At 66.7% G+C, this 20,833-nt stretch carries 20 protein-coding genes; 7 read left to right on the top strand and 13 right to left on the bottom strand.

The window, feature by feature from the left end:
- Positions 1–33: 33 nt before the first annotated feature.
- The 3 genes from dnaG to ACREPD_RS08875 are packed head-to-tail and all read left to right on the top strand — an operon-like array spanning position 34 to position 3,466.
- Positions 34–1,761, top strand: coding sequence for a DNA primase (gene dnaG, locus ACREPD_RS08885; RefSeq protein WP_431598982.1), 1,728 nt, complete (start codon positions 34–36; stop codon positions 1,759–1,761).
- Positions 1,762–1,785: 24 nt separating this feature from the next.
- Positions 1,786–2,421 (top strand): beta-lactamase hydrolase domain-containing protein, encoded by a 636-nt coding sequence (locus tag ACREPD_RS08880; RefSeq protein WP_431599005.1) that lies wholly within the window; start codon positions 1,786–1,788, stop codon positions 2,419–2,421.
- Between the two features lie 52 nt (positions 2,422–2,473).
- Positions 2,474–3,466, top strand: a complete 993-nt coding sequence (locus tag ACREPD_RS08875; protein WP_431598981.1) for a bile acid:sodium symporter family protein — start codon at positions 2,474–2,476, stop codon at positions 3,464–3,466.
- Between the two features lie 299 nt (positions 3,467–3,765).
- On the opposite strand, the gene ACREPD_RS08870 is transcribed toward ACREPD_RS08875, so the two are convergent.
- From ACREPD_RS08870 to ACREPD_RS08850, 5 genes are all read right to left on the bottom strand, one after another.
- Entirely contained in the window at positions 3,766–4,587 is an 822-nt protein-coding gene (locus ACREPD_RS08870) for a calcium-binding protein (RefSeq protein ID WP_431598980.1), read from the bottom strand.
- Between the two features lie 72 nt (positions 4,588–4,659).
- Positions 4,660–5,547, bottom strand: coding sequence for a heme o synthase (gene cyoE, locus ACREPD_RS08865; RefSeq protein ID WP_431598979.1), 888 nt, complete (start codon positions 5,545–5,547; stop codon positions 4,660–4,662).
- Positions 5,544–6,767 carry a COX15/CtaA family protein gene (locus tag ACREPD_RS08860; RefSeq protein ID WP_431598978.1) on the bottom strand — a complete coding sequence of 408 codons (1,224 nt, stop codon included), beginning with the start codon at positions 6,765–6,767 and terminating at the stop codon, positions 5,544–5,546. Before ACREPD_RS08860 ends, cyoE begins: the two co-directional genes overlap by 4 nt.
- Positions 6,768–6,777: 10 nt before the next feature.
- Positions 6,778–7,353 (bottom strand): hypothetical protein, encoded by a 576-nt coding sequence (locus ACREPD_RS08855; protein ID WP_431598977.1) that lies wholly within the window; start codon positions 7,351–7,353, stop codon positions 6,778–6,780.
- Between the two features lie 13 nt (positions 7,354–7,366).
- Positions 7,367–8,104, bottom strand: a complete 738-nt coding sequence (locus ACREPD_RS08850) for an SURF1 family protein (RefSeq protein ID WP_431598976.1) — start codon at positions 8,102–8,104, stop codon at positions 7,367–7,369.
- 57 nt (positions 8,105–8,161) lie between these two features.
- On the opposite strand from ACREPD_RS08850, the gene ACREPD_RS08845 reads away from it, so the two are divergent.
- Positions 8,162–8,380, top strand: a complete 219-nt coding sequence (locus ACREPD_RS08845; RefSeq protein WP_421570294.1) for a twin transmembrane helix small protein — start codon at positions 8,162–8,164, stop codon at positions 8,378–8,380.
- A gap of 43 nt (positions 8,381–8,423) precedes the next feature.
- Here the strand turns inward: ACREPD_RS08845 and ACREPD_RS08840 are convergent, their stop codons facing one another.
- The 6 genes from ACREPD_RS08840 to ACREPD_RS08815 form a co-directional block, all read right to left on the bottom strand.
- A complete protein-coding gene (locus ACREPD_RS08840) occupies positions 8,424–9,299 on the bottom strand; it encodes a cytochrome c oxidase subunit 3 (RefSeq protein WP_431598975.1) in 876 nt (291 codons plus the stop codon).
- 19 nt (positions 9,300–9,318) lie between these two features.
- The gene (locus tag ACREPD_RS08835; RefSeq protein WP_431598974.1) at positions 9,319–9,906 is read right to left on the bottom strand and encodes a cytochrome c oxidase assembly protein; all 588 of its coding nucleotides are present in this window, start codon (positions 9,904–9,906) and stop codon (positions 9,319–9,321) included.
- Positions 9,903–10,037 (bottom strand): hypothetical protein, encoded by a 135-nt coding sequence (locus ACREPD_RS08830; protein ID WP_431598973.1) that lies wholly within the window; start codon positions 10,035–10,037, stop codon positions 9,903–9,905. Before ACREPD_RS08830 ends, ACREPD_RS08835 begins: the two co-directional genes overlap by 4 nt.
- Positions 10,038–10,045: 8 nt before the next feature.
- A complete protein-coding gene (ctaD, locus tag ACREPD_RS08825; protein WP_431598972.1) occupies positions 10,046–11,656 on the bottom strand; it encodes a cytochrome c oxidase subunit I in 1,611 nt (536 codons plus the stop codon).
- Positions 11,657–11,718: 62 nt separating this feature from the next.
- On the bottom strand, positions 11,719–12,654 hold the full coding sequence (coxB, locus tag ACREPD_RS08820; protein WP_421570289.1) for a cytochrome c oxidase subunit II: 936 nt from the start codon (positions 12,652–12,654) through the stop codon (positions 11,719–11,721).
- An 11-nt stretch (positions 12,655–12,665) separates the two neighbouring features.
- A complete protein-coding gene (locus ACREPD_RS08815; protein ID WP_431598971.1) occupies positions 12,666–13,142 on the bottom strand; it encodes a DUF2244 domain-containing protein in 477 nt (158 codons plus the stop codon).
- 275 nt (positions 13,143–13,417) lie between these two features.
- On the opposite strand from ACREPD_RS08815, the gene putA reads away from it, so the two are divergent.
- Entirely contained in the window at positions 13,418–16,657 is a 3,240-nt protein-coding gene (gene putA / locus ACREPD_RS08810; RefSeq protein ID WP_431598970.1) for a bifunctional proline dehydrogenase/L-glutamate gamma-semialdehyde dehydrogenase PutA, read from the top strand.
- Positions 16,658–16,753: 96 nt separating this feature from the next.
- Here putA and ACREPD_RS08805 read toward each other — a convergent pair whose 3' ends face one another.
- Positions 16,754–17,401, bottom strand: coding sequence for a hypothetical protein (locus tag ACREPD_RS08805; RefSeq protein WP_431598969.1), 648 nt, complete (start codon positions 17,399–17,401; stop codon positions 16,754–16,756).
- Between the two features lie 103 nt (positions 17,402–17,504).
- Between ACREPD_RS08805 and ACREPD_RS08800 the strand changes: the two genes are divergently transcribed.
- Complete coding sequence (locus ACREPD_RS08800; RefSeq protein WP_431598968.1) at positions 17,505–18,233, top strand: ThuA domain-containing protein; 729 nt, start codon at positions 17,505–17,507, stop codon at positions 18,231–18,233.
- Positions 18,234–18,510: 277 nt separating this feature from the next.
- Here ACREPD_RS08800 and ACREPD_RS08795 read toward each other — a convergent pair whose 3' ends face one another.
- A complete protein-coding gene (locus ACREPD_RS08795; protein ID WP_431598967.1) occupies positions 18,511–19,854 on the bottom strand; it encodes an outer membrane protein transport protein in 1,344 nt (447 codons plus the stop codon).
- A 232-nt stretch (positions 19,855–20,086) separates the two neighbouring features.
- Here ACREPD_RS08795 and ACREPD_RS08790 point away from each other — a divergent pair, with 232 nt between their 5' ends.
- Complete coding sequence (locus tag ACREPD_RS08790) at positions 20,087–20,779, top strand: rhomboid family intramembrane serine protease (protein WP_431598966.1); 693 nt, start codon at positions 20,087–20,089, stop codon at positions 20,777–20,779.
- Positions 20,780–20,833: the final 54 nt, after the last annotated feature.

The following is a 20,833-nucleotide window of genomic DNA, read 5'->3' as shown; positions in this document are numbered from 1 at the left end:
CCGTCAACCGGCCGCGCCTCCTGCCTGCTGCCCATGGCCCGTATCCCCGACGCGTTCATCGACGACCTGCTGGCCCGCTCCGACATCGTCGAAGTGGTGGGCAGCCGCGTGCCGCTGAAGCGCCAGGGCAAGGAATATTCGGCGCGGTGTCCGTTCCACGACGAACGCTCGGCGTCGTTCACGGTGTCGCCGACCAAGCAGTTCTATCACTGCTTCGGCTGCGGTGCGCATGGCACCGCGATCAGCTTCCTGATGAATTACGACCGCCTGGAGTTCCTCGACGCCGTCGACGAACTGGCCAAGCGGGTCGGCATGGAAGTGCCGCGCGACACCCAGCCACGCACCGCGCAGCAGCAGGATGACAGCCGCGAGCTGTACTCGGCGCTGGATGCGACCACACGGTTCTTCCAGAAGGCGCTGGAGGGCAGCGACAAGGCGCGCGCCTACCTGGACCAGCGGGGCGTGGACGAGGAGAACCGCACGCGCTTCGCGATCGGTTACGCGCCCGATGGCTACAGCGCGCTGAAGGATGCGCTGGGCAAGGACGAGCGACGCATGAAGCTGCTCGACCGTGCGGGCATGTTCTCCAAGAACGACCGTGGCCACGTCTACGACAAGTTCCGCGACCGGGTGATGTTCCCGATCTTCGACCGCCGTGGCCGCGTGATCGCCTACGGCGGCCGGGTCATGGAGAAGGACGACGGCCCGAAGTACCTCAATTCCCCCGAGACCGCGCTGTTCCACAAGGGCCGCGAGCTGTACGGCCTGTGGCAGGTGCGCCAGGCCAACCAGAAGATCGAACGGTTGATCGTGGTCGAGGGCTACATGGACGTGGTCTCGCTGTTCCAGTTCGGCGTGACCCAGGCGGTGGCCACGCTGGGTACGGCGACCACGCCGGAACATGCAGAGCTGCTGTTCCGCAACGCACCGGACGTGTTCTTCTGCTTCGACGGCGACGCCGCCGGCCGCCGCGCCGGTTGGCGCGCGCTGGAATCGGTGCTGCCGCGCATGAAGGATGGCCGCCAGGCCTTCTTCCTGTTCCTGCCCGATGGCGAGGACCCCGACACCATCGTCCGCAAGGAAGGCAAGGACGGCTTCGACGAGCGCCTCAAGCAGGCCACGCCGCTGTCGCAGTTCTTCTTCGACGAACTGACCCGCGAGGTCAACATGACCACGCTGGACGGCAAGGCCCGCCTGGCCGAGCGCGCGCGCCCGATGCTGGCCCAGATTCCGGACGGCGCCTTCGGCGACCTGATGAAGCAGCAGCTGGCCACGTTGACCGGGCTGGGCAGCAAACCGACGGCTGCCACGCCGGCCGCACGTGCGCCGTCGCGCGCGGTCGCACCGGCGCAGCGACGCAGCCTGGTGCGCGCGGCCATCGCCATCCTGCTGCAGCAGCCCTCGCTGGCGATGACGCTGGAAGGCCACCACTTCAGCGGCCTGCGCCTGCCGGGCGTGGAGTTGCTGATCGAGCTGCTGAGCCTGGTGGAGCAGCGCCCGGATATCAGCACCGGCGCCCTGCTGGAGCACTTCGACGGGCGCGAAGAGCAGGAGTCGCTGCACAAGCTGGCCGCGCAGACCTTGCCCGGTGACGAGGCGATGTGGAACCAGGAACTGCACGATGCGGTGGCGCAGCTGGAAAAACAGCTGTTGATGCAACGTCTTGAGGAGCTTCAGGCAAAGCAGCGGCAGCAGGGTCTGGACGATACTGACAAGTACGAACTGCGCGAGCTGTTGAAGGCCCGCGCCACGCTGCGTTGACGGATCGAGGAGGAAGGTGACGTGATGCGATGCTGGAACCGTCCCGCCTTCTTCATTGCCTGTGTGATGTGCATGGTGTGGCTGCCGTCGGTGAGCAGCGGGGCAGAGCCCCGCTCTACCGCGCGCGGGCCGGTTGCTCACGGCAGCGACGCAGGGCGTCGCTCTACGCCGGATGGGTCGGATGGTCGGCTGGTAGAGCGAGGCCCTGCCTCGCTGGCCGAAACCGATCTCTCAACGACCTTCAAAAACCCCGCCGAAGGCCTGTACACCAGCGGCCAACCCACGGCAGAACACCTGCAACAGGCCGCAGCCGCAGGCATCACCACCCTGATCGACCTGCGCCAACCCGGCGAAGACCGTGGCTTCGACGAGACCGCCACTGCCGCCGCGCTCGGCCTGAACTACGTGCGCATTCCCGTTGCCGGCGCTGCAGGCCTCACTCCTGCCAACGTACAAGCCCTGCAGGCCGCACTGACCAAGGCCAACGGCCCGGTGCTGCTGCATTGCGCCTCCGGCAACCGCGTCGGTGCACTGCTGGCGCTGATGAAGGCGCAGCACGGTGTTCCGGCCGAAGAAGCCCTTCAGTTCGGCCGCAATGCCGGCATGACCTCGCTGGAAGCGCAGACCCGTGCCCTGCTCGAGCAGGACGCCACGCGTTGATCCTGCCCGCGCCTCACCCCCTTTCCCGCTGCTCTACAGGAGCCTGCCCACCATGACCCGCTGGTGGTCGCGCCTGCGACCGGACAACTTCACCCTCGCCCTGCTCGGTACCGTGCTGCTGGCCTCGTTCCTGCCCATGCACGGCCCTGCCGCCATGGTGCTGGACGATGTCACCGACGTGGCCATTGCCGCCCTGTTCTTCCTGCACGGTGCGCGCCTGCCGCGCGAATCGATCGTCGCCGGCCTGCTGCACTGGCGCCTGCACCTGACCATCCTGGCCTGCACGTTCGTGCTGTTCCCGCTGCTGGGACTGGCGTTCAAGCCACTCGATGGCTGGCTGCTCACCCCCGAGCTGTACATCGGCGTGCTGTTCCTGTGCGCGCTGCCGTCCACGGTGCAGTCCTCGATCGCGTTCACCTCGCTGGCGCGCGGCAACGTGCCCGCCGCCGTGTGCAGCGCATCGCTGTCGAGCATTCTCGGCGTGTTCCTGACCCCGCTGCTGCTGGCCATGCTGGCGGGCACCGAAGGCGGCATGCACAACCCCGGCCAGGCGATCCTGAGCATCATGCTGCAGTTGCTGGTGCCGTTCGTGGCCGGCCACCTGCTGCGCCCGTGGATCGCCCGCTGGGTGGAACGGCAGCGCGCGCTGCTGCGCTACACCGATCAGGGCACGATCCTGCTGGTGGTGTATTCGGCGTTCGGCGAGGCGGTGAACGAAGGGCTGTGGAGCAAGACGCCGCTGCTGTCTCTGCTCACCGTGGCGGTGGTGGCTGCGGTGCTGCTCGGCATCGCCATGCCGACCATCGGGTTCCTGGCGAAGCGCCTGGGCTTCAACCGCGAAGACCGCATCACCATCCTGTTCTGCGGCTCCAAGAAGAGCCTGGCCACCGGCGTCCCGATGGCGAAGGTGTTGTTCGCCGGCGGCAGCCTCGGCGCCATCGTGCTGCCGATCATGATCTACCACCAGATCCAGCTGATCGTGTGTGCAGTGATCGCGCAGCGCTATGCGCGCGATCCGGTCGCAAGGCCCACACCGCTGGAGTGACGCAGCAGGCGGGGTACCCGGGAACGGGAGGGCTTTGGTAGGGTCGCGTCCCAACCGACCGCCGATAACGGTGATCGGTCGATGGTTGGCATGACAATGATCGTGATCGCGCTTTGCGGCGTAACCCCGACCAAGGTCATGCCACCATCGCGGTGATCGTTGCTACGGGCAGTCGTTTGGAAAGCGACCCTACCGCGCAGCCCCACCGGCCAGGGTCATGCCGCCATCGCGATGATCATTGCCGAGGGCGGTCGTTTGGGAAGCGACCCTACCGAAGCCGCTCCAACGCGGGCCCAGCGTCAGCGGTCGGTCAGCGTGCCTACGCTCAAGCTGGGCATCCACACCACGACATCGTAGGACCGATCCGCGTCGGTGCTGACAATCGGCTCACGAGGCGGTTGGTCGGCCAGCTTCAGCGCGCGGCAGGGGCTGATGCAGGCCCAGAAGTGGCCACGCAGTGCCTCAAGGCGCACGCTGTAGAGCGGCAGGTCCAGCAGGTAGGCGGACATGGGTCGTTGGAATTCCGGCGGCGCATCTGACGGTGGGCTGCGCATCGCGTGCACGTTGCCGGTCAGGACCAGCATGCGCGCCGGGGCGGGCAATGCGTTGAACTGCTGGCGCAGGTGCGTGGCCATCGCCGCATCGCGTATGTCACTGCCGCCCGCCGAGCCGGTCTCCACGTCGTAGCCGGCCACGCCCACGTCACGTCCCTGCGCCCGCAGCGCGCGCAGGGCTTCGATCAATGCCAGCATGTCACGGCTGCGGCGCCCGTCGTGCTGGTCGTTCTTCACCCGCCAGAACGGCGAAGTACGCAGTGCCTGGCGTGCGGCGGCGTCGCCGTTGGAGCGCAGGTACCGCGCCAGCGCCACGTTCTCGCTCATCGGCAGTTCCAACCCCAGCCGTACTGGCACGTTGTCGCGGCTGTAGCGCTCCATCAGGTCGGCCACCAGCAACGGCGTTTCTGCCGTGCCGTGGTACTCGCCCAGCACCACCAACCGGTGGTCGCCGGCCAGGGTCACGATCTGCGCAGCGGTGCCATCAACGCCATCTGCCGGAGCGGCAACTGCGGTGCCGCACATCATCGAAGCCGCCATTACGGCCGTCCAAAGCCATCGTTTCATGCCGTCACGTCCTGTTGGGTCCATGAAAGCAATGGCGACGCGATTGCCGGTTTCAAGGCCGGCGGTGGCGGCTTACAGGAACGGCAGCATCCAGTGGTCCACCATCAGGAACGCGAACAGCGCCATGAGGTAGACGATGGAATAGCCGAACATCTTCATCGAGAACAGTTCGTCCGGCGGGTTGAGCATGCGCCAGGCGTACCAGAGGAACACGGCGTTGAGCACCACGGCGCCGCCCAGGTAGAACATGCCGCTCATGCCCACCACCACCGGCAGGATGCTGACGATGGCCAGGGCGATGGAATACGCCATGATCGACTTGCGGGTGTACAGCACGCCGTGCGTCACCGGCAGCATCGGGATCTTGGCCTTGGCGTAATCCTCGCGCCGGAAGATCGCCAGTGCCCAGAAATGCGGCGGGGTCCAGATGAAGATGATCAGCACCAGCAACGAAGCGTAGGCCCAGTCCCACGGGCCCTGCATGCCGGTGATGGCCGCCCAGCCAAGCAGAGGCGGAGTAGCCCCGGCCAGGCCGCCGATGACGATGTTCTGCGAGGTGGCGCGCTTGAGGTACACGGTGTAGATCACCGCATAGCCGATCAGCGAGGCGAAGGTCAGCACGGCGGTGATGACGTTGACCCACAGCACCAGGATGGTCATCGACAGCACGATCAGTGCGCCGGCAAACACCAGCACCTGCCACGGCTTCACCTTGCCAACCACCAGCGGCCGCCACGAGGTGCGTGCCATCTGCGCGTCGATCTGCGCGTCCAGCAACTGGTTGATGGCGGCCGCGGCCGAGGCCGCCAGCCAGATGCCGAGGAAGCCCAGCGCGCCGCGCAGCGCCTGCTCGGCGGTGGGCAACGCAGGAATGGCGAGGAACATGCCCACCAGCGCGGTGAACACGATCAGTGCCACGACCTTGGGCTTGGTCAGATCCCAGTACTGCCGCACGTTCATGGTGTTGCTCCCGCGGCTGCGCGCGGGGGCTCCGTGCCGGCACCTTCATCGACCACGTCGGAGGGTGCGCGCAGGCGCGCCAGCAGCGTGACCAGCACGAACAACAGCGCCACGGCGCCACCGCTGTGCGCCACGGCCACTTCCAGCGGCACGGCCAGCTTCACGTTGAGAATGCCCAGCGTGATCTGCAGCACCACCAGCGCACCCAGCGCACTCGCCCAGCCGCGCATGCTCGGCAGCCGGTACAGGCGCACGGCCAACCACAGCAGGTAGATCGCCACGACCACCGCAAACATCCGGTGCGCCATCTGGATCGCGATACGCGAGGCGCCATCCAGCACGCCCCCTTCGTAGTCCACGCCGATCCCGCGCCACAGGGTGAAGCCTTCCTTGAAGTCGTGCTGCGGCCACCACTGGCTCACGCAGCGCGGGAAATTATCCAGCGAGGCACTGCCGCCACCACAGGCCAATGCGGCGTAGTTCGCGCTCACCCAGCCGCCCAAGGCGATCTGCAGCACCAGCACGGCCACGCCGGCGCGCAGCAGCCACTTCAGCTTCGGCGCCTCCACGAGGGTGATCGGCATGTGTGTGGCACGCCAGGCCATCCACACCAGCAGCCCGAACATCAGCATGCCGCCGAGCAGGTGGCCCATCACCACGATCGGTTTGAGCAGCAGGGTCACCGTCCACATGCCCAGCAGCGCCTGGAAGATCACCACCACCAGCGTGAGCAGCGCCGCGCGGGAGAGGTCGATGTTGTTCCAGCGCAGCGCGGCGATCAGCAGGATGGCTTCACCGGTGACCGCCAGGATGCTCGCTGCCACGTGCATGCCCATTATGTACAACGGTATGCCGGCGGCCACCAGCACGCACGCGGTGACCACCGCTGTAGTTCCCCAGCGCCGGCGGCGCGTGGCAAGCAGCGCCAGGGTGAGAATTTCGAAACCCAGCGCAGCCGCCAGGAAACGGTGCACCTGCTCGCGCCACGCTTTGTGCGTTTCCAGCGGGCGGATCTTGGCCGCCTCGTGGCCAATGACTTCCTGCGCATGCTGCGGCCAGGTCACGCGGCCGTAGCAGGTCGGCCAGTCCGGGCAGCTCAGGCCGGCATCGGACAGGCGCACGAACGAGCCGAACATGATCGTGCTTGCCGTCATGATCAGGGCGAACCACGCCAGACGGTGGAAATTGCGATGCAACGCCGGGCGCGCGGTGGGGTTCATCAAACGGAACTCACTTCAGTTTCAACAGCGTGGCCAGGTCCTTGCGCAGACCGGCCAATTCGAATCCCGGCGCGTACCGCATGATCACGAAACCATTGGGGTCGATCACATACACAGGCGTGCCGGCGGGGTCATCCACGGCGGGCAAGGCGGCACGCAGGCTCGGCTGGGGGGCCAGCACGCGCAGGGCGGGAAAGCGCTGCGCTTCGGCCGGCGGCGTACCCAGCCACAGGATCTCGACATTATCCGCCCTATGACCGAACAGCTGCCACACCTTGTCCAATCCCTGCGACAAAGTGACGCACTCGGCCGCGCAGCCGGGGGCAGGCGCCACCAGGATGCGCCAGACATGTGCATCGGGGTTCCACGGGTAGGCCTCGCCGCTGGCCAGGGTGGGCGGCAGCGCGCGCGCATCCACCGGCGGGGTGAGCATCTGCCCGGTATTGCGGTGCGCCGCCGGCTGCCAGCCGGAGAAGCGCAGCACGCCGGCCAGCGCCATCGCACCGAAGAACAGGCCGAACAGCGCGACCAGGGTCCAGCGCCCGCGATTTCGGGACTTGAGCTGTTCCGGCGTGATGGCATTCATGCGTGGGATTTTCTCATGGAAGGAGGGTGGGCGGTTGGCCACGCCGGCGGCGGCGCCATTCGAGGACGAGGGCGACGATCAGCACGGTCAGGGCCAGGCCGAACCACTGCACGGCGTAGCCGAGGTGGCGGCTGGGCGGCAGGGTGTTGGGCAGCAGCTCCAGGTCGCGCGCGTAGCCGCCGGGCAGCGCCGGGTCCAGCCGCAGCACGGGGCTGTGCAGGGTGCCGGGCGGCAGGGAGAGCGCGGCGGCGGCCTCGTCGGGCGGCATGCGGTTGGCCAGCCACACGCCCGGTTGCGCGGTCGCGGTAAACGCAGGCCCCAGCGCCAGCCCGGTAGCCGGCGGCGGCGCCAGCAGCCCCGCTACGCGGGCTTCGCCGTCGCGCGGCGCGATGGTGGGCAGCTGGCGGTCGCCCGGCATCGGCAGCCAGCCCAGGTCCACCAGCACCACGGCGCCGTCATCGCTCCGGAACGGCTGGTAGACCTTGATGCCGGCGCGGCCTTCGCGGGTCTGGTTGTCCAGCAGCAGCGTGCCGGGCAGGAAGCGGCCGTGGTCGTCCACCCAGCGCAGCTGCGCGCGCGCGGCCTGCGCCTTGGCGAGGGTCAGGGTCTGCGCGCGCGCCGGCAGCTGCTGGTCCAGCAGCGCCTGTTTGTCGTGCATGCGGTGCAGCTGCCAGCGGCCCAGCTGGCAGAAGCAGACGATCACCACCACGGCGGCAAGCCAGCCGATCAGGCGTGTGTGCTTGCGCATCATGACAACGCCGGCAAAACGCGGTGATATAGGCACACCCGCCCTGCCATCGAGCCGCGCATGAATGATTCGTTGAAGACCCTGCTGGTAATCGCGTTTCTGATCGTCATCGTCTGGAATCTGGGCGCCGGGCTGTATTACCTGCTGGTCGATCGCGGCCAGACCAAGCGCACGGTCAACGCGCTCACCCGTCGTATCGCGGTATCGGTGGCGCTGATCGTGCTGGTGGCCATCGGCATCTACAGCGGTTGGATCAAGCCCCACGGCATCGGCGGCTGAGGCCGCACCCGGTGGTCGGGCACGGCACGGTGTTGGCCCGACGCTACAGCACGTAGACGAACAGGAACAGCATCAGCCACACCACGTCGACGAAGTGCCAGTACCACGCGGCCGCTTCGAAGCCGAAGTGGTTGTCGCGGGTGAAATGCCCCTTCGTAGAGCGCAGCCACATCACGGCGAGCATGATGGTGCCCAACAACACGTGCGCACCGTGGAAGCCGGTGAGCATGAAGAAGGTGGAGCCGTAGATGCCCGAGCCCAGGGTGAGGTTGAGTTCCTTGTAGGCGTGGATGTACTCCTCGGCCTGCAGGGTCAGGAAGAACACGCCCAGCACCACGGTGAGGCCCAGCCACACCAGCAACTGGCGGCGGTGGCCGGCCTTGAGCGCATGGTGGGCGATGGTGAGCGTGACGCCGGAGGTCAACAGGATCAGCGTGTTGATCAGCGGCAGGCCCCAGGCCGGAATGGTCTGGAAGTGACCGCCGATGCTGCCCGGCCCGTTGGTGGGCCATGCGGCGGAATAGCCGTCCCACAGCAGTTCATTGGTCATCACCCCGTCGCCCTCGCCGCCCAGCCAGGGCAGGCCCAGGTTGCGGGTGTAGAACAACGCGCCGAAGAACGCACCGAAGAACATCACCTCGGAGAAGATGAACCAGACCATCCCCATCCGGAACGACCCGTCGACCTGGTGGTTGTAGTGCCCGGCCTGGGATTCGCGCACCACGTCGCTGAACCACCAGAACAGGGTGAGCACCAGCATCGCCAGGCCCGCGAAGAAGGTCCATTTGCCCCAGCCGGCGTCGTTGAGCCAGCTGGCCACGCCCACCATGGTCACCATCATCGCGATGGAGCCGATGAAGGGCCACTTGCTGTGGCTGGGCACGAAGTACACGTTGGCATCGGGGCTTTGCAGGGCCATGGTCGGTATCCAGGTGCGGTCAGGGTGCGGACCGCGCAGTGGCCGGCGGGGTCGCCGGTGCCAGCTGCGCGGACAGCGCGTCATTCTTGTAGAAGGTATAGGAGAGCGTGATAGTGGTGACGTTGGCCGGCAGGTCCGGGTCCACGATGAAGCGCACCGGCATGTCGCGCTTCTCGCCCGCGGCCAGGGTCTGCGCCGTGAAGCAGAAGCACTCGGTCTTGCTGAAATAGCCCGACGCCTTTGCCGGCGCCACCGACGGTACCGCGCTGCCCACCAGCGTGCGGTCGCTGTCGTTGCGCGCGTAGTAGAGCGCCTCGTTGAGCTCGCCGGGCACCACGTCCATGGTCAGTTGTTCGGGGTGGAAGGACCACGGCAGCTTGGAATTCACGCCGCCGTCGAACTGCACGCGCACGGTGCGCTTGCCGACGTGGCTGGTTACCGCCGCCGCGCCCGGCCCCCGCTCCAGGCGCACGCCGAACACCTTCTCGCAGGCAATGCGGTACAGCGGCACCAGCGAGAAGGTCAGCACGAACACCGCCACCGCCACCCCGATCAGACGGGGCAGTCCCGCATGGCGCGCGGGTGCGGTGGGGGGTGCATCGTTCATCGCCCGATCACCCCGCTCAGGATGAAGCCCACATACACCAGCAGCGCCACGCCACCGACCACCCAGGCCGTGCGGTGCGCGCGGCGGCGGCGCTGGACCAGGTCATCGATGTCGTGTTCGGGCGTGCGCATGGGCAACCTCAATGGGTGACGTCGTCGTGGGCCAGATCACCCGGGCGGATGACGGGCGGCACGGTGAAGGTGTGCGCCGGCGCCGGCGAGGGAATCGTCCACTCCAGCCCGCGTGCGCCTTCCCAGGAGCGGTCGGCAGCCTTGGCGCCGTTGCGCAGCGAGGCCATCAGGATGGCGGCCATCATGAACGGCGTGGCGAACATGCCGAACGCGCCGATCGAGCTGATCAGGTTCCAGTCGGCGAACGCGACGCTGTAGTCCGGGATGCGACGTGGCATGCCGGCCAGGCCCAGGAAGTGCTGTGGGAAGAACAGCAGGTTGACGAACACGATCGTCCACCAGAAATGGACCTTGGCCCAGGTCTCGTTGTACATGCGGCCGGTCCACTTGGGCCACCAGTAGTACACCGCCCCGATCAGCGCGAACACCGCGCCGGTTACCAGCACGTAGTGGAAGTGCGCCACCACGAAGTAGGTGTCGTGGTACTGGAAGTCGGCCACCACGATCGCCAGCATCAGGCCGGAGAAGCCGCCGATGGTGAACAGGATGACGAACGCCACCGCCCACAACATGGGCGCCTCGAAGGTGAGCGAGCCGCGCCACATGGTGCTCACCCAGTTGAACACCTTCACCCCGGTGGGAATGGAGATGAGCATGGTGGCGAACATGAAGTAGATCTCGCCGCCCAGCGGCATGCCCACGGTGAACATGTGGTGGGCCCAGACGATGAACGACAGGAAGGCGATGGCCGCCACCGCGTACACCATGGCCTGGTAGCCGAACAGCGGCTTGCGGCTGAAGGTGGGGATGATTTCACTGACCACGCCGAAGGCCGGCAGGATCATGATGTAGACCTCGGGGTGCCCGAAGAACCAGAAGATGTGCTGGAACATCACCGGGTCGCCGCCACCGGCGGCGTTGAAGAAGCTGGTGCCGAAGAACTTGTCGGTGAGCAGCATGGTCACCGCGCCGGCCAGCACCGGCATCACCGCGATCAGCAGGAACGCGGTGATCAGCCAGGACCAGCAGAAGATGGGCATCTTCAGCAGGTCGATGCCCGGGGCGCGCATGTTGAGCACGGTAGCGATGATGTTGATCGCGCCCATGATCGAACTGATGCCGGCCACGTGTATGGCGAATACGGTGAAGGCCACGTTGTAGCCGCCCTGCAGCGACAACGGCGGGTACAGCGTCCAGCCACCGGCGGGCGCGCCACCAGGCAGCAGGAAGGTCAACAGCAGCAGGCTGAAGGCCACCGGCAGCAACCAGAACGACCAGTTGTTCATGCGCGGCAGCGCCATGTCCGGCGCGCCGATCTGCAGCGGAATCATCCAGTTGGCCAGGCCGACGAAGGCCGGCATCACGCCGCCGAAGATCATCACCAGCGCATGCACGGTGGTGAGCTGGTTGAACGTTTCCGGCTTCACGAACTGCAGGCCCGGCTGCATCAGCTCGGCGCGGATGATGACGCTCATGGCCGCGCCGACGATGAACATGATGAAGCTGAAGAGCAGGTAGAGCGTGCCGATGTCCTTGTGGTTGGTCGAGAAGAACCAACGCTCGAAGAACGTCTGCTGATGCCCGTGATGCCCGTCGTGATCAACTGCGGTATGCGCCATCGCCACTACACCTCGTTGGTTCTGGTATCGACGCGCGCCGTGCGGCGCGCGCGGTTCGTTTCTCAGGCGTTTTCAGGCGCCGGTGCAGGTGCGGCGGCAGGTGCCGGCGCGTCCGGGGCCGCAGGTGCGGGCGTGGCTTCCGGTGCAGCCGGCGCCGGCGCGGGGTCTGCCGCCTTGGGCCGCTTGTCGGCCAGCCACTTCTTGAAGTCTTCCTTGGACACCGCTTCGACCACGATCGGCATGAACCCATGGTCCTTGCCGCACAGTTCAGCGCACTGGCCGCGGTAGACGCCCACCTGTTCGATGTTGGTCCAGGCCTCGTTGATGAAGCCGGGAATGGCGTCCTGCTTCCAGCCCAGGGCCGGCACCCACCACGCGTGGATCACGTCGTCGGAAGTGATGACGAAGCGGACCTTGGTATCCACCGGCAGCACCAGGCGGTTGTCCACATCGAGCAGGTAGTGCGGATGGCTTTCGCGGTCCGGCACCTTGCCGCTCTGGCGGACGCGGTCGGACTCACGGTCCAGGCGGCTGGTGAAGGTGACGTCCTCGCCCAGATATTCGTACTTCCACATCCACTGATAGCCGGTGACCTTGACGGTCATTTCGGCATCGCGGGTGTCGTAGAACTTGATCAGGTTCGCGGTGGCCGGCCACGCCATCACCACCAGGATCAGCACGGGGATGACCGTCCAGATGATCTCTGCCTTGGTGTTGTGGCTGAACTGGGCGGCGACCGCGCCCTTGGATTTGCGGAACTTGAAGATGGCATAGAACATCGCGCCGAACACCAGCACGCCGATGACCGTGCACACCCACAGCGAGAACATGTTGGATTCCCAGGCCAACCGCGAGCTCTGGGTGACCCCCTTGCCCATGTTCAGCTGCCACGGCTTCGGGTCGGCCGATTGGGCCCACGCCAGAGCCGGCGCCATCAGCGCTGCCCCACACCCCACTGCTGTTGCGAACGTCGTGCCCCACTTCTTGCATTGCTTCATTGCCTAGACCCTTAGCGTCGTCGGTTGCAGCCATCGCTGGCCGCGAGCAAGCCTTCTAGTGTCTCTGCCAGTGCCTGGCGTTCGGCCGGTGCGAGGAAACTCCCCACTTCCACCTGCCTACCGCTGGACGCAAGCCGGACCCTCTCGTCGTCGGTGATCAGACGCACCCAATGGGGGTGGGCACTGAACACCGGCAATTCACCGGGTGCGGGGATGACCTCCACACACGCCGGCACTACCCGGATTTCTTCCTGCCGTTCACCACTACGCCACAACACACGCAGTGCCACTGCCAGCAACAGGCTGTACAGCAGCGCGAACAGGGGGGCGAATACGTTGCCGGTGACCCAGCCGAAGCCGGCGACCAGCCACATCACCCCCGCCAACACTTCAAACAACAGGACGAACTGCCGGGCATCGAGCGCCCGTGGGGGACGCAGCCGCAGTTGCGTTTCTGATCCGTCCGGAGCGGTGAGCACCTCGATCATGTCGCAACCGCGTTTTCCTGCCGCGGGAAACGTCTCGATGGTAGCCCTGATGTCGCGCGAGCGGCAAGGGTCCATTCACAGTTTCGGAAATGGTGCAATACAGCATGATGGCCGGCGGTCGATTTGACGAAATCGGCACAATAAATGGGGTGGCGGCCGGATCGCCCGAATTCCCCTGTATGAAAGGCTATGACCGTGATGGAGAGCGCATGCGCGATTGCTCCAGGGACCAGAAAAACGATTAAAATGGTCAAGTTTTCCACGAGCCAACCGGCATGACCGCATCTTCCGCGCTTCCCCCTGCCCCGGCCTCGTCCGGCGCCTCCCGCCCGCCGCTGCTGTCTTCCGAGCTGCCGGCCGTTCCCAATGCGTTCCGCCAGGCGATCACCGATGCCTGGATGAAGGACGAGGCCAGCCACGTGCGCGAACTGCTGGCGCAGGCGCGGCTGCCCGCCGACGAACAGGCGCGCGTGCAGGCCACCGCCGCCGACCTGGTGGCGCGCGTGCGTGTGCGCGCCCAGGACCAGGGTGCGATCGAAGCCTTCATGCGCCAGTACGACCTGGGCAGCGAGGAAGGCGTGCTGCTGATGTGCGTGGCCGAGGCGCTGCTGCGCATTCCCGACCAGGACACCGCCGACAAGCTGATCCGCGACAAGCTGGGCGATGCCGACTGGAAGAAGCACCTGGGCGGTAGCGATTCGGTGCTGGTCAACGCCTCCACCTGGAGCCTGATGCTCACCGGCCGCATCGTGCAGATCAACGACGCCACCCGCGCCGACGTGCCGGGTGCGTTCGCGCGCCTGATGGGCCGCGTGGGTGAGCCGGTGATCCGCCTGGCCGTGCGCCAGGCGATGAAGATCATGGGCCACCAGTTCGTCATGGGCCGCACCATCGACGAGGCGCTGTCGCGTTCGCACAAGGGCGACAACGCCAGCTACCGCTATTCGTTCGACATGCTCGGCGAAGGCGCGCTGACGATGAAGGACGCCAAGCGTTACCTGGAAGACTACCGCCGCGCGATCCACTCGATCGGCGGCGACCACAAGGCACGCGGCGGCCGCCCGGACGGCGACGTCAATTCGGCTCCGGGCATCTCGATCAAGCTGTCGGCGCTGTACCCGCGCTACGAGCATGCCAAGCGCGCGCGCGTGATGGCCGACCTGGTCCCCGGCGTGCTGGAACTGGCACAGCTGGCCAAGTCCTACGGCATCGGCTGCACGGTGGATGCCGAGGAAACCGACCGCCTGGAACTGTCGCTGGACATCATCGAAGCGGTGGTGAGCGATGCCTCGCTGGCCGGCTGGGAAGGCTTCGGCGTGGTGGTGCAGGCGTACCAGAAGCGCACCCCGTACACGATCGATTACCTGGCCGACCTGGCCCGCCGCATCGGCCGCCGCCTGCAGGTGCGCCTGGTCAAGGGCGCGTACTGGGACGCGGAGATCAAGCGCGCGCAGATCGACGGCCTGCCGGCCTACCCGGTGTTCACCCGCAAGCAGAACACCGACGTGTCCTACCTGGCCTGCGCCAAGCGTCTGTTCACGCATGCCGACGCGATCTACCCGATGTTTGCCACGCACAACGCGCACACCATCGCGGCGGTGCAGGCCATCGCGCAGGGCGGCCAGTACGAACACCAGAAGCTGCACGGCATGGGCGATGACCTGTATGCCGAAGTGGTGCCGGCCAACCGTTTGAACGTGCCGTGCCGGGTGTACGCACCGGTAGGCTCGCACGAAGACCTGCTGCCGTACCTGGTGCGTCGCCTGCTCGAAAACGGCGCCAATTCAAGCTTCGTCAACCGCATCACCGACAACAACGTGGCCATCGACGACCTGATCCGCGATCCGGTCGAAGCCGTTGCCTCGTTCGACTCGATTCCACACCCGAAAATCCCGCTGCCGGTCGATCTGCTGCGCAGCCAGAACCACGACAGGAAGAACTCCATGGGCGTCAATCTCGCCAACGACAACGATCTGCGCGCCCTGGCCGAGCAGCTCAACGCGGCCGTCCCCGCGCCTGGCAAGAACGGGTGGCAGGCCGCCCCGCTGGTGCCGGGTGCGCAGCCCACCGGCGCACTGTTGAACGTGGTCAACCCGTCCGACACCCGCCAGGTCATCGGCCAGTGGCAGCCGGCCGACAGCGCCACCGTCGAAAAGGCGCTGGCCAATGCCGTCACCGCGCAGCCGCAGTGGAACCGCACGCCGGCCGCCAGCCGCGCCGCCATCCTGGAACATGCTGCCGACCAGCTCGAAGCGCGCCTGCCGGAATTCATGGCGTTGTGCGTGAAGGAAGCCGGCAAGAGCCTGCCCGACGGCATCGCCGAAGTGCGCGAGGCAGTGGACTTCCTGCGCTACTACGCCAAGCAGGCGCGCGAGCAGTTCGGCCATGCCGAAAAGCTGCCCAGCCCGACCGGTGAATCCAACGAACTGCAGCTGCATGGCCGCGGCGTGTTCGTGTGCATCAGCCCGTGGAACTTCCCGCTGGCGATCTTCCTGGGCCAGGTCAGCGCGGCGCTTGCCGCCGGCAACAGCGTCATCGCCAAGCCGGCCGAACAGACCAACCTGATCGGCTACTACGCGGTGAAGCTGCTGCTCGATGCCGGCGTGCCCGAAGGCGTGGTGCAGTTCCTGCCCGGCGACGGTGCCACGGTGGGTGCCGCGCTCACCGCCGACCCGCGCGTGGCCGGCGTGGCCTTCACCGGTTCGACCGACACCGCGCGTGCGATCAACCGTGCGATGGCCGCACGCGACGCCGCCATTGGCGTGCTGATCGCCGAAACCGGCGGCCAGAACGCCTTCATCGCCGACTCCTCGGCGCTGCCGGAACAGCTGGTCAAGGATGCGATCGGTTCGGCCTTCACCTCCGCCGGCCAGCGCTGCTCGGCCGCGCGCGTGCTGTTCGTGCAGGACGACATCGCCGACAAGGTGATGACGATGCTGGCCGGCGCGATGGCCGAACTGAAGATCGGCGACCCGGGCCTGCTGTCCACCGACGTCGGTCCGGTGATCGACGCCGATGCGCTGCAGATCCTGCAGGAACACGCGGTGCGCATGGAGAAGGAAGCGCGCCTGATCGCCGCTGCCGAGCTCAGCGAAGCCGCCGCGCATGGCACCTTCTTCGCCCCGCGCGCGTACGAACTGAAGAACCTTGATCAGCTGCACAAGGAAATCTTCGGGCCGGTACTGCACGTGATCCGCTGGAAGGGCGACCAGCTGGACGCGGTGATCGACCAGATCAACACCACCGGCTACGGGCTCACCCTGGGCGTGCATTCGCGCATCGACGAGACCGTGGACCGCATCGCGTCGCGCGTGAACGTGGGCAACGTGTACGTCAACCGCAACCAGATCGGTGCGGTGGTGGGCGTGCAGCCGTTCGGCGGCCAGGGCCTGTCCGGCACCGGCCCGAAGGCCGGCGGCCCGCACTACCTGCTGCGGTTCGCCACCGAGAAGACCGTCACCGTGAACACCACGGCGGCCGGCGGCAATGCTTCGCTGTTGACGCTGGGCGATTGAGTCGGCGGATTCCGATAGCGGGGCAGAGCCCCGCTCTACGGCGCGTTATGGACAGCACAGAAAACCCCGCGAAAGCGGGGTTTTTTGTGGGTGCGGTCAGTCGGCGTGGGTCGCCTCGATCTCATCGCGCATCAGCAGGTCTTCGCCCATGTAACGCTCGAACTTGATGCGGCCGAAGCCGGCGGCGTACCAGGCCTCGATACGGTTGTCTTCGAAGGTGGCCGTGACGTGGCAGGCATCCTTGAAGGTGCGCGGCGCGTTGTCGACCGTGGCCTCCACGTTCTCGAAGCCGACGAAGGTGTAGTCGTTGAAACCGTCGTAATCGACCGGCTCCACCGTTTCTTCCACATGATGGGTGCGTTCGCCGCTGCCGTTGACCACGAAGCGCTCGCCCGGCTTGGCGCTCTGCGGGAAGGTCGGTGCGGGCTTGAAGGTATCGGTCATCACCGGCTGCGAAGCGTCGCCGCCCCAGGCGGAAATGCCGTAGCGGTCCTGACCGAGCAGCTGGCGGCCGCTGGCATCGAAGTAGCTGGCCATGCCCACGCCGCCACCGGCGCTGTGCACCTTGATGGCGTCCTGGCCGTTGAACGACGCTTTTTCGATGGTCAGCGTTTCATCGCCGGTCGACCAGCGCAGGCCCGGGGTGAGCGTGAAGCAGGTGGCGAAATCGGCGGCGGCGAAGGCCGGTGCGGCCAGCACGGACAGGCCCAGGGCCAGGGTGGAACGAAGCAGAACGGGCGACATGTGGTTTCCTTGTCATGGATCGTGAAGCGGTTGCTGCGCCGCAGGCGGCAGCAGCCGGCTGCGCGCGGACCGGGATTGTACGGGGGTGTGGCATGATCCGGCCATGCGCTCACATGTCCTGCCGTTGCTGCTGGCGATCTTCCTGTCCACCGCACCTGTCGCCTCTGCGGCGGCCACAGAGCGCGTGCTGGTGTTCACCAGTACGGCCAAGTTCCGCCACGACTCGATTCCCACGGCCGTGAGCACGCTGCGCCTGCTGGCCGAACGCGAGCGGATGGCGGTGGACCAGAGCGAGAACGCGGCCGACTTCAACGACGCCAACCTGGCCCGCTACCGCGTGGTGGTGTTTGCCAACACTACCGGCGACGTACTCGATGCAACGCAGCAGCAGGCGATGGAGCACTTCATCCGCGCCGGCGGTGGTTTCATGGGCATGCATTCGGCGGCGGACACCGAATACGACTGGCCTTGGTATGGGCGACTGGTGGGCGCGTACTTCAAGAACCACCCGGACGGCCTGCAGTTCAGCCGCGTGCAGCCCGAGCGCGACGGCAAGCCGTACGGCACCTCCTGGCCGGTGCGCGACGAGTTGTACAACTACCGCAGCAACCCGCGTGCGTCGGTGCGGGTGATCGCCACCGTGGACGAGCGGCAGTACCAGGGCGGCACGATGGGCGGCGACCATCCCATTGCGTGGTGCCATCCGTTTGATGGCGGCCGCAGTTGGTATACGGGTCTGGGGCATGACACGGGCCTGTACCGCAACCGCGATTTCCTGGCGCACCTGCGGCAGGGGTTGTTGTATGCGGCGGGGCGTTCACCAGAGTGTTGAGGGGCAACACCGAACGATCGGTGTGCTCGCCCTGGTAGGGTCGCATCCCGATCGACTGCACGGAGCGGTGATCGGCGCGACGAAGGCATGGACGCTGAACGCAGTGCGCCTCTCCGGCGGAGGTCATGCCCCACCGCGCCGATCAACGTTACGTGCAGTCGACTGGGGTGCGACCCTACCGATGCCGATAACCGCTGTGTGCAGTACTGCTTCCCCAAACGCAGAAGGCCCCGCGCAAGCGGGGCCTTCTGGTGTTACGCGGCGCGAACGCCGTGGATCAGAACTTGTAGTTGAACGATGCAGCCAGCACGTCGCCGCGGACCTTGTACTTGCCGGTCAGCGAGTTGCCCTGGTTGTTCGTGGTGCCCGCGATGTTCACGTTCGGATCGCTGGTGAACAGGTGGGTGTAACCGAAGTTGTATTCCATGTTCGCCGACGGGGTCCAGCCCACGCCCAGCGACAGCCACTTGCGGCTGGTGTCCGGCACGCGGACGTCGCGGTGCGCGTCGGTGGTCGGGGTCTGGTCATACGCCACGCCGCCACGCAGGGTGACGGTGTCGCTCAGCTTGAAGTCGGTACCCAGCGAGACGAAGGTCGTGTCGCGGTAGCCGAATTCCAGCACCGAGTCCGGCTGCGCCGAGGCGTAGTCGATGGTGACCTGGTCGAACGCGGTCGACCAGGCGGTACGGGTGACGTCACCCATCACGGTCCAGCGGTCGTTGACGTTGTGGGTCACGCTCATGGTGGCCGACGCCGGCAGGGTCACGGTGGCCTTGCCCGAGGTGGTCACGAAGCGACCCGGCTGGGCGACGGCCAGCACGGCAGCGGCATTGGCCGGCACGTCGAAGGTGGCATCGCCGCCGGTGATCTTGTGCTCGACCTTGGAGCGGTAGCTGAAGCCGATGTGGGTGTTCTCATCGGGGCTGAACAGACCGCCGATGGTCCAACCCACGGCGTTGTTGTCGCCTTCGACGGTCAGCTTGCCATCGGCGCTGCCCGGAGCGAAGCCCGGCACGCGGGACTGGGCCAGCGCGGTGCCGAAGTCGATGTTGTTGCTCAGTTCGATGGTCAGGTGCTCAACGAACACCGACGCGCCGAAGGACACGTACGGGTTGACGTCGTACGAGGCGGCGAAGCCCAGGTCGATGGCCTTCAGGTCGGTCTTCAGGCCGCTGTAGCGCCCCACCCAACCGTTGTCGTAGTCGGTCTTGAAGCCGAACGGAGCGGTCAGCGACACGCCGAAGTGGGCCTTTTCGCCGATCGGCATGTGGAAGTACGCGGCCGGAACCGGAGCGATCATACCGGCGTCGCCGCCGTCACCGCCGGTCTGGGCCTGGCCGGTCGGCTTGCGGCCGGTACCGTTGAATTCTGCCTTGAAGCTGATGGCGCTCAGGTCACCCTGGATCTGGGTGCCTTCCAGCTGGCGCATGCCGGCCGGATTGACGGCGATGATCGAGGCGTCGCCCTGGGCGCTGCCCGAACCGGCGAAGGCACGGCCGAGGCCCTTGGCGCTGTTTTCCTTCAGCTGGAAGGCGGCGGCGTTGACGTGGCCAACGGCCAGGACACCGGCGATGCCGACGGCCAGGGCGGTGACGCGGGCGAGGGTGGAAGCGGTATGCATCGTTTGTTCTCTCCGGAAATGCGTGTGATGTTTGGCAACGCGCGCCTGCGTCATTTCCCGCCCCGAAAGGCCGAAAACAACGCGCCGGATTCCCCTCCCGACATACGACGCCGTATGCGAGTATACCGAGACCGGTTAATGAAACAATAACGGTCTTCGCCCTTCTGGCTATTCAGGCTGAACCCGTCGCACGCCCTTCAGGAGCGTTGCCGCGCTAGGCTAGCGCCCACCCATGTTCGTCTCGCTCCCCTCCCGCAAGAAGTCCGCCGTCCGCTGGGCCACCCCCCTGCTGTTCGCGACGCTGTGGGCGGCGTTCCTGTGGTCGATCTCGCGGCCGGGCGATGCGCGGCGCAGCCTGTGGATGGACTGGGGCGCGTTGTCGACCGGGCTGACCCGGCCGCTGGACTGGTGGGCCACCGTCGAAGACGGCAGCGTGCTGCGGCTGTTCACCGCCCTGTTCCTGCACGCGGACTGGTCGCACCTGCTGGGCAACCTGGTGTTCCTGCTGATCTTCGGCCTGCCGGCCGAGCGGGTGCTGGGCCCGTGGCGGCTGATCCTGCTGTTCCTGGTGGGTGGGGCGATCTCCAACCTGACCGCGATCTACACGATGGGCAGCCCGGACCAGATCATCATCGGCGCCAGCGGCGCGGTGTCGGCGCTGATCGGGGCGTATCTGGCCCTGTTCCCCGGCGCGCGGCTGGGGGTGGTGATCCCGCTGGGCCTGTTCCTGGAGTTCGTACGGGCGCCCGCCTACCTGCTGATCGGCGTGTGGGCCGGGCTGCAGGTGGTGTTTGCCTATATCGGCCCGACCTTCGGCATGGTGGCCTGGTGGGCGCATATCGCCGGGTTCGTGTTCGGGCTGGCGTACGGGGTGTATGTGCGCGCGGCGATTGCCCGGCGGCTGCGGAAGCGGCACGGGTTCTAGGGCGTGGCCAGACCGTAGGTCTGCCAGCCCGGTAGCGCCGGCCGTTGGCCGGCC

The sequence above is a fragment of the Stenotrophomonas sp. genome (assembly GCF_050737075.1).
In the GTDB taxonomy this organism is placed as follows: Bacteria; Pseudomonadota; Gammaproteobacteria; order Xanthomonadales; family Xanthomonadaceae; genus Stenotrophomonas.
This window is presented reverse-complemented; position numbering and strand designations above follow the sequence as displayed.

What these genes read in the sequence shown, in the direction of transcription:
- ACREPD_RS08795 (WP_431598967.1), bottom strand. Translation starts at nt 19,854, where the DNA reads ATGCATACCGCTTCCACCCTCGCCCGCGTCACCGCCCTGGCCGTCGGC.
- ACREPD_RS08850 (WP_431598976.1), bottom strand. Translation starts at nt 8,104, where the DNA reads ATGATGCGCAAGCACACACGCCTGATCGGCTGGCTTGCCGCCGTGGTG.
- ACREPD_RS08855 (WP_431598977.1), bottom strand. Translation starts at nt 7,353, where the DNA reads ATGAATGCCATCACGCCGGAACAGCTCAAGTCCCGAAATCGCGGGCGC.
- ACREPD_RS08800 (WP_431598968.1), top strand. Translation starts at nt 17,505, where the DNA reads ATGCGCTCACATGTCCTGCCGTTGCTGCTGGCGATCTTCCTGTCCACC.
- ACREPD_RS08860 (WP_431598978.1), bottom strand. Translation starts at nt 6,767, where the DNA reads ATGAACCCCACCGCGCGCCCGGCGTTGCATCGCAATTTCCACCGTCTG.
- ACREPD_RS08815 (WP_431598971.1), bottom strand. Translation starts at nt 13,142, where the DNA reads ATGATCGAGGTGCTCACCGCTCCGGACGGATCAGAAACGCAACTGCGG.
- ACREPD_RS08805 (WP_431598969.1), bottom strand. Translation starts at nt 17,401, where the DNA reads ATGTCGCCCGTTCTGCTTCGTTCCACCCTGGCCCTGGGCCTGTCCGTG.
- ctaD (WP_431598972.1), bottom strand. Translation starts at nt 11,656, where the DNA reads ATGGCGCATACCGCAGTTGATCACGACGGGCATCACGGGCATCAGCAG.
- ACREPD_RS08830 (WP_431598973.1), bottom strand. Translation starts at nt 10,037, where the DNA reads ATGCGCACGCCCGAACACGACATCGATGACCTGGTCCAGCGCCGCCGC.
- ACREPD_RS08880 (WP_431599005.1), top strand. Translation starts at nt 1,786, where the DNA reads ATGCGATGCTGGAACCGTCCCGCCTTCTTCATTGCCTGTGTGATGTGC.
- ACREPD_RS08875 (WP_431598981.1), top strand. Translation starts at nt 2,474, where the DNA reads ATGACCCGCTGGTGGTCGCGCCTGCGACCGGACAACTTCACCCTCGCC.
- ACREPD_RS08790 (WP_431598966.1), top strand. Translation starts at nt 20,087, where the DNA reads ATGTTCGTCTCGCTCCCCTCCCGCAAGAAGTCCGCCGTCCGCTGGGCC.
- ACREPD_RS08870 (WP_431598980.1), bottom strand. Translation starts at nt 4,587, where the DNA reads ATGAAACGATGGCTTTGGACGGCCGTAATGGCGGCTTCGATGATGTGC.
- ACREPD_RS08845 (WP_421570294.1), top strand. Translation starts at nt 8,162, where the DNA reads ATGAATGATTCGTTGAAGACCCTGCTGGTAATCGCGTTTCTGATCGTC.
- ACREPD_RS08840 (WP_431598975.1), bottom strand. Translation starts at nt 9,299, where the DNA reads ATGGCCCTGCAAAGCCCCGATGCCAACGTGTACTTCGTGCCCAGCCAC.
- dnaG (WP_431598982.1), top strand. Translation starts at nt 34, where the DNA reads ATGGCCCGTATCCCCGACGCGTTCATCGACGACCTGCTGGCCCGCTCC.
- coxB (WP_421570289.1), bottom strand. Translation starts at nt 12,654, where the DNA reads ATGAAGCAATGCAAGAAGTGGGGCACGACGTTCGCAACAGCAGTGGGG.
- ACREPD_RS08835 (WP_431598974.1), bottom strand. Translation starts at nt 9,906, where the DNA reads ATGAACGATGCACCCCCCACCGCACCCGCGCGCCATGCGGGACTGCCC.
- cyoE (WP_431598979.1), bottom strand. Translation starts at nt 5,547, where the DNA reads ATGAACGTGCGGCAGTACTGGGATCTGACCAAGCCCAAGGTCGTGGCA.
- putA (WP_431598970.1), top strand. Translation starts at nt 13,418, where the DNA reads ATGACCGCATCTTCCGCGCTTCCCCCTGCCCCGGCCTCGTCCGGCGCC.